Genomic DNA, 11,229 nt, shown 5'->3' on the forward strand with positions numbered 1-11,229 from the left:
GCTTTTTCTCTCCCCAGTCAGCTTCGCTGACAGCCCGTCCTGTCATTAAGGACGCACTGCGCGCGCGACATGCTGGCTCGCCTGTCGGCTCGCACGTTGCCTGCAAACAGCTCCGCTGTTTGCTTCACGGCAACGTCCCGTCAGAGAGGGCCGACACCACTCAAACAATTGCACAACAGACCATTACCTGCATTGGTGACTACGTTGCCATAGCGAAACGCCGTAGCGTAATAGTATTTTGTTAACCTTGCATGATATCGTTGTCATCAAGCAATCACCCACTACATCCGCGCATCACCGGCGAGCGCCGCGAACCATCGGCCCAACGCCCGACCGGCCTGCGCGGAACAACCCAACAGCAGCAAAGGAAGCGTCGCATGACCGCGAACAACCTCCATGACGATTGGTGGAAGCAGGCCGTCGTCTACCAGATCTACCCCCGCTCCTTCAAGGACGTCAACGGCGACGGCCTCGGCGACATCGCCGGCGTCACCGAGAAGATGGACTACCTCAAGCACCTCGGCGTGGACGCCATCTGGCTCTCCCCCTTCTACCCGTCCGACCTCGCGGACGGCGGCTACGACGTGATTGACTACCGCAACGTGGACCCGCGCCTGGGCACCATGGACGACTTCGACGCCATGGCCAAGGCCGCGCACAACGCCGGCATCAAGGTGATCGTGGACATCGTGCCGAACCACACGTCCGACAAGCACGTCTTCTTCCAGGAGGCGCTGGCCTCCGCCCCCGGCTCCCCCGCGCGCGACCGCTACATCTTCCGTGACGGACGGGGCGAGCACGGCGAATTGCCACCGAACGACTGGCAGTCCTTCTTCGGCGGCCCGGCCTGGGCGCGCGTCGAGGACGGCCAGTGGTACCTGCACCTGTTCGACAAGGCCCAGCCGGATGTGAACTGGAAGAACCCGGACATCCACGAGGAATTCAAGAAGACGCTGCGCTTCTGGTCCGACCACGGCACCGACGGCTTCCGCATCGACGTGGCTCACGGCTTGGCCAAGGACCTCGAGTCCAAGCCGCTCGAGGAGCTGGGCCGCGAATACAGCGTGGTGGGCGTGCTGTGCCACGACTTCTCGCACCCGCTGTTCGACCGTCACGAGGTGCACGACATCTACCGCGAGTGGCGTCAGGTGTTCAACGAGTACAACCCGCCGCGCTTCGCCGTCGCCGAGGCCTGGGTGGTGCCCGAGCACCAGCATCTGTACGCTTCGATGGACGAGCTGGGCCAGTCGTTCAACTTCGATTTCGCCGAAGCCAACTGGTTCGCGGGCGACTTCCGCAAGGCCATCGACTCCGGTCTCAAGGCCGCTGCGGAGACCAACGGCTCGACCACCACTTGGGTGATGAACAATCATGATGTGCCGCGCAGCCCCTCGCGTTACGGTCTGCCGCAGGTCGCCGGCGCGCCCTACCATCAGCTGCCCCACGACTGGCTGCTGCGCAACGGCACCACCTATCCCGAGAACCGCGAGCTCGGCACCAAGCGCGCCCGCGCGGCCGCGCTCATGGAGCTCGGCCTGCCCGGCGCCGCCTACATCTACCAAGGCGAGGAACTGGGCCTGTTCGAAGTGGCGGACATCCCGTGGGATCATCTGGAGGACCCGACCGCCTTCCATACCGCACAGGCCACGATGGACAAGGGCCGCGACGGATGCCGCGTGCCGCTGCCGTGGGTCGCTGCCGACGAACCGTCGTTGGCTAATTTCAGCCGTCCGATCCCCGCCGATGACGGCACCGGCGAAAACCGCGTGCCGCTGTGCGCGGCCGGCCAGTTCGGCACCGGGGCCTCATTCGGCTTCTCCCCCGCGGTCCGCGCCGATGGCGTGACGCCCGCGGCCGACCCGCATCTGCCGCAGCCGCTGTGGTTCAAGGATTTCGCCGTGGACGTGGAGCAGGCCGATCCGGATTCGATGTTCGCGCTGTACCGTGCGGCGTTGTCGATTCGTCAGGAGTCGCTGACCTCGACGCGCGACACCTCGGCCGAGCAGGTGGATATGGGCGATGACGTGGTGGCGTACACGCGTGTTGCCGCGAATGGTCGCACGTTCACATCGGTGACGAACTTCGGCGACGCCGCAATCGCGCTGCCCGAAGGTGACGTGGTGCTGACGTCCGGCCCGCTGACCGGCGATGGCCAGCTGCCGACCGACACGTCCGCGTGGGTGCTGCGATAACGAACCATCCCGCCACCACTGTGTAGGGAAGTTCCCACCGTGTAGGGATTCACCCACCGTGTAGGGACCGAAAACGGCTTTATTCCGCTGATCGTAAAATTCCTCTCCCTACACAGTGGGGTAACTGCGACGATTGCATAGAACGACCACGATGCGGAATATTGACGTTGGGTGGATGGGGTGCATGTTCCGACACGCTCAAGGCCGCTCGGCCAAGCCTACGGTCGGAACATGCACCCCATCCACCCAACTTTTCATATGAGGCGCCTTTTATGCGGCTTCAGTTCACTGCACCTGGGCGAGGGCGATCTTGCCGGTGAAGGAGTTGGCCTCGTCGGCATCCTTGACGCCGTCCTTGTTCCAGGAGAACATGGCGCGCAGCTTCGGGCCGACGGTCTCGATGCGCTCGTTGGAGTACTTCTCCTGCAGCTCCTTGAAGTGCGGGGCGCCGGCATCCTGATCGTCGATGAACTCCTTGGCGAAGGAGCCGTCCTGGATGCGCTGCAGGTGGTATTCCATGCGCTTGCGGCAGTCCTCGTTGATGACGGTGTTGGTGTAGTCGCCGTACTGGGCGGTGTCGGAGCAGGACCAACGGGCCTTGTTCAGGCCACCCTCGTTCATCAGGTCGACGAGCATCTTGAGCTCGTGGCAGACCTCGAAGTAGGCGATCTCCGGCTGGTAGCCGGCGTCGGTGAGGACCTCGAAGCCCATCTCGACGAGCTTGTTCACGCCACCCATGAGCACGTTCTGCTCGCCGAAGAGATCGGTCTCGGTCTCCTCCTTGAACGTGGTCTTGATGGCGCCGGCGCGCAGGGCACCGAGGGCCTTGGCGTAGGCCAGGGTCAGCGCCCAGCCGTCACCGCGCGGGTCCTGCTCGACGGCCACGACCACCGGGACGCCACGGCCGGCGGCGTACTCACGACGCACAATGTGGCCCGGGCCCTTCGGGGCGACCATGAACACCGGGTGATCCTCGGTCGGCTTGATGTAACCGTAGTGAATGTTGAAGCCGTGGGCGAAGGCGACGGCCGCGCCCGGCTTGATGTTGGGCTCGATGTCGTTGGCCCAAATCGTGCGCTGGTACTGGTCGGGGGCCAGAATCATGATGACGTCGGCCTCGGCGGCGGCCTCGGGCACGGACTTGACCTCGAGGCCCTGCTCCTTGGCGAACTCGACCGACTTGGAGGTCGGACGCAGGCCGACGACCACGTCAACGCCCGAGTCGCGCAGGTTCAGCGCGTGGGCGTGGCCCTGGGAACCGTAACCGATGATGGCGACCTTCTTGCCATCGAGCACGGACAGATCGGCGTCGTTGTCATACCAAATTTGTGCAGCCATTAAGCACTCCTTGTACTGCTGGCGTACCGGCCGTCCCGTGGATTCGGTGATCTGGCCGGCATGCGGTGTTGTTGTGGTTGCGCGTATGCGGTTGTGCATGATGCGCGTTTGGGCATCCGGGACAAGCCCGGACGATCTCAAGCGTGGCGGGTGGCGCCTTGTGGGCGCGACTCGCAAAACTGGTGTCCATCCTACAGAGAATGCCCCGGCTGTCCCCGGCTGTCCCACAACGTGAGCTGGGTCACGAATCAACTTTTACGCGTTTATGGACATTGTCTTATAGTCCGGACAATGCGGGCAAACCCGGGCGGGATTTCAGCGGATTTCAACGGAATTCAGCGGGACGGAAATGCAGAATCCCGGGAAATGCAGTTGCGTCCCGCGTTCCTCCCGCTTTATCCCGTCTCTCGCATGCGCACAATGGCGTCATTCCGCCAATCGACGTTGCCGCCATATGATGCGCAGACGAAAAAAGTGGGACGCAAATACAAAATCACCAATAATGCAGTTGCGTCCCACCGAAGTACAGTTCCCGCCAATTTCGCCCTCGAATCCCCGGGATCGAGATTGGCACACCACCCCTGCCCCAAACCATGGCACTCCCGCACATATCCACACGCCCACGCATCTGCATTGCGAATGGACGCTGAGATATAGGCCGTCATACCGATAGAGAAAGCGATTCCGGCAAATTGACGATTATGAGAACCAGCCCTCCAGCCTCTTTTGATATTTTTGATATTTTTGATATTTTTGATTTGGCTTTATACCAGCCTTGTTGAGGGGAAGGGGCACTAGTGCGAACGCCAGTAAATCCGTTCAAGCCGACCGCCGGCGGCGAGCCTCCGCTGCTCATCGGGCGCGCCAAAGTCATTCGTGACTTCGAGAAAGGTCTCGACAACGGCGTGGGGGCACCGGGACGCATCATGTTGATCACCGGGGCCCGTGGTACCGGCAAAACGGTTATGCTCACCGTATTCGGAGACAAAGCCCGAGCCCGAAAATGGGACGTCATCGAAGAAACCGCTTCAGAAGGCCTGTGCGAACGACTCGTCAACGAATTACGAAGCAAGGACCATATGCTCGACAGGTTCTCCATCAAGCCAGCCGTCAGCTTCGCCGGCACAAGCATAAGCTTGGGCGAAGCGGAGCTGTCCCCCAAACGCATGCCGGAGACCCTGCGTAAAGCCATGTCCGCGCGGCTGGACTCACTCGCCAAACACCACGCCGGACTGCTGATCACCATAGATGAGACGCAAGCCGCACAACGCTCCGATATGATTGCGCTGGCTACGGCAATCCAGCATCAGATTCGCGAGCGCCGTGACATCGCCATCGCATTCGCAGGACTCCCCCAGATGATCTCCGACCTGTTCAACGATGAGGTTATCACATTCCTTCGCCGGGCGAAAACCAATGTGCTGACCGATGTACCGGTCAGCGATGTGCAAGACGCGTTCGGCACAACCTTCCGAACCTCCGGCATGACAATCGACGGCGAACAGCTTCGCACCGCCGCCAAGGCGACCTGCGGATACCCATACATGATTCAGCTGGTCGGATACCACATCTGGGACGCAGCCGACATGCGAGACTCGGATATTGTCACTGACGGCGATATCGCCGACGGTCTCGCCGAAGCGCGAATCGATCTCGATAACGCCGTATGCGTTCCCGAGCTGCACGGGCTCTCGCACAACGATCGGGCGTATCTTGAAGCGATGACGGCATCCGATGGCCCATCCTCCACCAGCGATATTGCTCGCCGCATGGGCAAGACCAACAACTATGCCGCGACATACCGCAAACGCTTGCTCGACGCCTATATCATTCGCGAGACAGAACGCGGCGAAGTCGATTTTGCCGTACCGTTCCTGCGTGAATACCTACGCCGCCAGCAGCAGCGCTGACTCGGCTTACCCTTGGCCGGCCCGTTGTCACGGAAGAATGTAGCACACGCCAGCCGGCTGCTGCCTTCGCGCTATTTTAGAAAAAGTCGATATGTGCGGATTTTCTAAAGTAGCGTCGTTGCAGGCCTTCGCATTGCCGAGAAGCACCACGGCAACACAAAGGCCGTCATCTCGATGAGAATCGAAGTAACGGCCTTACGTTACACGGAAAGCCTTGCGGCCAATCCGCAATCACCGCTTATGCGGCCAAAATCACTGAACCTGGGTACGAGCGATCTTGCCGTTGAAGGACTCGGCCTCGTCCTGGTCCTTGGCGGCCTCGTTGTTCCAAGAGAACATGGCGCGCAGCTTCGGGCCGACGGTCTCGAGGTGCGGGTGAGAGTACTCTTCCTGCAGCTTCTTGAACTTCGGCGCACCGGCGGCCTGATCGTCCATGAACTCCTTGGCGAAGGAGCCGTCCTGGATGCGCTTGAGCTGGTACTGCATGCGCTTCTTGGTCTCCTCGGTGATGACCGTGGAGGTGTAGTCGCCGTACTGGGCGGTGTCGGAGCAGGACCAACGAGCCTTGTTCAGACCACCCTCGTTAGCGAGGTCGACGAGCATCTTCAGCTCGTGGAACACCTCGAAGTAGGCAATCTCCGGCTGGTAGCCAGCCTCGGTCAGCACATCGAAGCCCATGTCGCACAGGTGGTTGATGCCGCCCATGAGGACGTCCTGCTCACCGAACAGATCGGTCTCGGTCTCCTCGGTGAAGGTCGTCTTGATGGCGCCGGCGCGCAGAGCACCGAGGGCCTTGGCGTAAGCGAGGCACAGCGGCCAGGTCTTGCCATCCGGGTCCTGCTCGACGGCGACCACGACCGGGACGCCACGGCCGGCGGCGTACTCACGACGCACGATGTGGCCCGGGCCCTTCGGGGCGACCATGAACACCGGGTGATCCTCGGTCGGCTTGATGTAACCGTAGTGAATGTTGAAGCCGTGGGCGAAGGCCAGAGCGGCGCCCGGCTTCAGGTTCGGCTCAACGTCCTTCTTGTAGACGGCGGCCTGGTACTGGTCAGGCAGAAGGATCATGACGACGTCGGCCTCAGCGACGGCTTCCGGAACGGACTTGACTTCCAGGCCCTGCTCCTTGGCGAACTCGACCGACTTGGAGGTCGGACGCAGGCCGACGACCACGTCAACGCCCGAGTCGCGCAGGTTCAGCGCGTGGGCGTGGCCCTGAGAGCCGTAACCCAGGATGGCGACCTTCTTGCCATCGAACACGGACAGATCGGCGTCCTTCTCGTACCAGATAGTTGCTGCCATTTTGGCGCTCCTTTATATCTATTGTTTATTTATGGGGTGAGTATCAATCTGTTCTGCTGTGGAGCAGAACCCTACGTGGTTTTTCCTTGTGGGCTTTTCCGTGGCATAGGTTTAGTCCTACTTGGACGGAGCCACGCCACAGGGGTTCACTACGTGGGATGAATTTTTCAGTTATCGATATTTAGTTATGAAAGACGGTTATGAATGCGGGAATCGTTGCGCGAAGCAGAAACCCGCCGTTGACTTCACTTGGTAAAGTCAACGTCCGTGCTGGGCCGTCTAGCAGAAGCCCAGTGGACTTCCGTAGACCCAGTGAGCGATTGCAACCGATAGGCAATCGCGAAGCCGGAGACAGCCGTTGACTTTACTTGGTAAAGTCAACGTCCTTGGTCTCCCGGCAGCTCAGCACGGAGACCAGGCAGCACACGGCCATCACGCCGAGGTACAGACCCACGGAGTGGACGCCCCAGTTGTGAGACAGCCAGGTGGCGATGGTCGGCACGAAGGCGGCGCCGACGATGGCGGCGAGGTTGTAGCCGATGCCGGAGCCGGAGTAACGCACGTTGGCGTCGAACAGCTCGGGCAGGAAGGCGCCGATCGGGCCGAAGGCGATGCCCATCAGCGCGAAGCCGATGCACAGGAAGGCCATGTTGGCGGCGAAGTTCTTCTGGCCCACGAGCTGGCCGTCCAGCAGGAACGGGAAGAGCAGGGCGAAGATCACCAGTGCGCAGGAGGAGAAGGTCAGCACGCGACGGCGGCCGATCTTATCGGCGTACAGGCAGGACAGCACGATGAACAGGGCGAACACGCAGATGGAAATCATGAGCATGAGCAGGTATTCCTGGTTGGTGAAGCCCAGGTTGCCGCCGCCGTTCGCGGTGTCTTTGGTGCCCCATGCGAGGGACCAGGTGGCGAGCGTGTAGAACAGCGTGTAGGTCACGGCCACGAGGAAGGTGGCCTGCAGCACCTGACGCCACGACTTGCGGAAGACCTCGGTGAGCGGGGACTTGACGACCTTCTTCTGCTCCTGAGCCATGCGGAAGATCGGGGTCTCCTCCATGTGGACGCGGACCACAAGGCCGACAATCACCAGAATGGCGGACAGCAGGAACGGCACACGCCAGCCCCAAGCCAGCATCGCGTCCTGATCATTGAAGGATTCGAGCACGAAGTAGGTGCCGTTGGACAGGAAGAAGCCGATCGGGGCGCCCAGCTCAGGGAAGGAGCCGTACAGGGCGCGCTTGTTCTCGGGGGCGTTCTCGGTGGCCACCAGAGCGGCGCCGGACCACTCGCCGCCCAGGCCGATTCCCTGGATGAAGCGCAGCAGGCACAGGATGGCGACCGCGAAGACGCCGGCCTGATCATAGGTGGGCAGGCAGCCGATGAGGAAGGTGCCGACACCCATCGTCATCAGCGAGACGACCAGCGTGGTCTTGCGGCCCATGCGGTCACCGAAGTGGCCGAAGACCAGCGAGCCCAGCGGACGAGCGATGAACGCGATGGCGAAGGTCAAGAGGCTCATCAGCAGGGCGACGGTCGGGTTGTCCTTCGCCGAGAAGAAGATGTGCGGGAAGTAGTTCGCCGCGGCTGTGCCGTAGGCGTAGAAGTCGTAGAACTCGATGGCGGTGCCGACCATCGAGGCGGCGATCACCGTTTTGACCGAATCGCGCACCATGGCGGCGGCCTTGCCGGCCGTCTTGTTCAGGCCAGTCTCTTCGACTGCTGTAGTCATTGTTGCTCCTGTAGTTCTCTCGTCACTCTCTCATCGGGGCGATCGGGCTCCGGGGTGACTCACGAGGTATACGTGAATTGCTGTGCTTGGTTGTATTTACTTATGTTGGTACTGCTACGTGATGCATCATCCGCCGCCGTCTCGGTTCGCGGGGTGCTGTTCAAGCCTTGTGAGCGCAACAAAAAAGCCCCGCGCATTGCAGGGCCATCACCGATTGTGTCGGTATCCTCAGCCCTGCCTTCGTTGACGGGGCCTCAAGCATCATGCCGTTAGTCCGCCAGCGAAGACGGGCTAATAATTCGTGCGGATACAAACGCAGAAGCATTGAATCCAGTCATCGCGTGGCCTCCTTTCGGTGTTCCTCGGGTCCGTTCGACCCGAACTGGAATGAGACAATAAGCGCGCGATATGGGTCAATCCAGCAGGGGTTCACTATGTGAACATGTGGTCTCAGGAGCCTTGACCGCGCGTCGCGGACAGGTCTGATCTGAGCCCGCATCCGGCTGCCGCACGTCGTCAGCAGGAACCGATTCCCCGTTGATCGCCGAGGTTCCCGCGCGGCTTGCCGTACGTACGCCTACAGGCCTAATCTTGGTCCGCAATATGATGCCGATACGTGCCCCAACGGTGGCATGCTGGGCGGTGAACACCGGCTTGGTCCACAATATGATGCCGACGCGTCGCCCCGCATTCATCAGGGGCGCACACGGACGGAATCCTGAATACCGGCATTCCGAATGCTGTGCCACGTCGTCATGGAGCCATGGTTTGGCTCGCCACCGACGCTGAATCATTGCGCGGCGATGTCATGGGGCCACCGCTTGACCCGCAGACGACGCTGAGCGGCTCAGCGTCGCGGACAAGCCACCTACTGGCCCCGCAGCGACGCAAAACGGCATCTCAGCGTTGCGGCTGAGCCATCGCATGGCCCGACTGCGACGATTAGACACTCAGCATCGCAGCCAAGCCACCTACTGGCCTGGCAGCACCGCTGAATAACGGCTTAGCGGCGTCGCGGAGCCACCCCATGGCCGCACGGCAACGCATGAGGCTCGTCAGGGGTTATCGGGTGGTTTCGCCGGGGATGAAGGACACGGGAATCACCCGCTCGTTCTCGGCACCGCCGCCAGCCTCACCGGCACCAACAGTGACACCGCCAATGGCCTCAACGGCATCGGAGCCGGCGGCAGCTGGGACGCCCGTGGAAACAGCATCGACCGCATTGCCGCCGGACGCATCGCCATCAGACATATTGCCGCCGGCCGCATCAGTACTAGTCGCGGCATCAGCAGCGGCCGCATCAGCGGCGCCCGAACGCTTTGCCCCGGATTGCCGGCCGGAATCATCCCCGGCGGCGATCTGCTCGTTCATGCAATCGGCGAGCGCGGCGGCGATGGCCGGGAAATCCTGTCGAACCGAAGTCAGCCGCTTGCCTGCGAGCTCGGTGATGAGCGTGCCGTCATAGGCGATCACCTGCAGGTCCCGCGGCACGTCGATGCCCCGACGGCCGGCCTCCTGCAGCGCCATGGCCGCCACCACATCGGCGCCGACGATGGCGTCCACCCCCTGATAACGGTCGAAGATGCGTCGGGCCATGGCCTCATGCGCGGTGACGTCGGCCACGGCGCCGACCTCCACGTAGTCGCAGGCGATACCCGCCGCGGCGAGCATCCGCTCCACGGTGAGGTGGTACCGCACAGTCGGGAAGGTGGTGCCGCCCGAGAATTGGGCCCGTGGCCCGCCGGCGAGGATCACATGATGGGCGCCGGAAGCGATGAGATGCTGTGCGATCAGCCGCCCGCCCTGTTCATGATCCGATCGGACGGTGGGCACCCCGGCGCCGAGGAAACGGTCGAAAGCCACGATCGGCCGGCGGATGGAGGTCCAGTAATCGGCGGGATGCTCGGTGTGGGCGGCCATGATGATGCCGTCCATCATGTGCCGTTGGAGCATGTCCACGTACTCGCCTTCGCCGGTGTTCGCGTCGGCGGTGGAGCACAGCAGCGTCTTGAGCCCGCGCGACGCGAATTCGCGCTGCAACGCGGCGGTGAGCGTGGCGAAGAACGGGTGAACGATGGTCGGCATGATCACGCCGATGGTGTTGGTTCGGTCGTGGTAGAGGTTGCGGGCCAGCTCGTTGGGGATGTAGTCGAGCTCGCGCATGGCCGCCTCGACTTTGGCGCGCATGACATCCGAGACATATCCGGTGTTGTTGACCACCAGCGAGACGGTGCTCAGGGACACCCCGGCCTTTTTGGCCACATCGCGCATGCCGACCATGTTTCGCTCCCTTGTGTGAGGTCCGAGTTCGTGCTGCGGACGAACCGCATGACCACCAGTTTACTCGAACCGGTTCGGCGCACCGGTTGGGACACGGCTCCAACGAAAACGGCCCTTCCGGAGAAGGGCCGCGAGGTTTCAGTCGGGCAGTCGGGTAGCCGGCCAGTCGCACCTCGGCCGATATCGAATGACGCCAAATGGCACCAGAGGACCGACGCCAGTGGTTCATCTCTTAAATCATTGAGGGCTTCAGCTTCTTCTCTCACAGCCCGTCCCGCCATTAAGGACGCGCTCCGCGCGTGTTCCGCTGGCTCGCCTGTCGGCTCGCACGTTGCCTGCAAACAGCTCCGCCGTTTGCTTCACGGCAACGGTCCTGCAATTACGGGCGCGCTCCGCGCGTGTTCTGCCGGCTCGCCTGTCGGCTCGCACGTTGCCTGCAAACAGCTCCGCTGTTTGCTTCACGGCAACGTCC

6 protein-coding genes are annotated in these 11,229 nt (G+C 62.1%); 2 read left to right on the forward strand and 4 right to left on the reverse strand.

The genetic code is table 11. The annotated features are described in order from the left end of the window. Positions 1-377: 377 nt before the first annotated feature. Positions 378-2,192, forward strand: a complete 1,815-nt coding sequence (locus BG22_RS10365; protein ID WP_140495350.1) for a glycoside hydrolase family 13 protein — start codon at positions 378-380, stop codon at positions 2,190-2,192. 285 nt (positions 2,193-2,477) lie between these two features. Here BG22_RS10365 and ilvC (BG22_RS10370) read toward each other — a convergent pair whose 3' ends face one another. Further along, on the reverse strand, positions 2,478-3,530 hold the full coding sequence (gene ilvC / locus BG22_RS10370; RefSeq protein WP_140495352.1) for a ketol-acid reductoisomerase: 1,053 nt from the start codon (positions 3,528-3,530) through the stop codon (positions 2,478-2,480). 797 nt (positions 3,531-4,327) lie between these two features. Between ilvC (BG22_RS10370) and BG22_RS10375 the strand changes: the two genes are divergently transcribed. Further along, positions 4,328-5,440 (forward strand): ATP-binding protein, encoded by a 1,113-nt coding sequence (locus tag BG22_RS10375; RefSeq protein ID WP_140495354.1) that lies wholly within the window; start codon positions 4,328-4,330, stop codon positions 5,438-5,440. A gap of 252 nt (positions 5,441-5,692) precedes the next feature. Here BG22_RS10375 and ilvC (BG22_RS10380) read toward each other — a convergent pair whose 3' ends face one another. The 3 genes from ilvC (BG22_RS10380) to BG22_RS10390 form a co-directional block, all read right to left on the reverse strand. Next, entirely contained in the window at positions 5,693-6,745 is a 1,053-nt protein-coding gene (gene ilvC / locus BG22_RS10380; protein WP_094667942.1) for a ketol-acid reductoisomerase, read from the reverse strand. A 364-nt stretch (positions 6,746-7,109) separates the two neighbouring features. Next, positions 7,110-8,477, reverse strand: coding sequence for an MFS transporter (locus BG22_RS10385; RefSeq protein ID WP_140495356.1), 1,368 nt, complete (start codon positions 8,475-8,477; stop codon positions 7,110-7,112). A gap of 1,062 nt (positions 8,478-9,539) precedes the next feature. Then, positions 9,540-10,757 (reverse strand): LacI family DNA-binding transcriptional regulator, encoded by a 1,218-nt coding sequence (locus BG22_RS10390; RefSeq protein WP_258186341.1) that lies wholly within the window; start codon positions 10,755-10,757, stop codon positions 9,540-9,542. Positions 10,758-11,229: the final 472 nt, after the last annotated feature.

It is taken from the genome of Bifidobacterium sp. UTBIF-78, from assembly GCF_006408945.1.
GTDB lineage: Bacteria > Actinomycetota > Actinomycetes > Actinomycetales > Bifidobacteriaceae > Bifidobacterium > Bifidobacterium myosotis.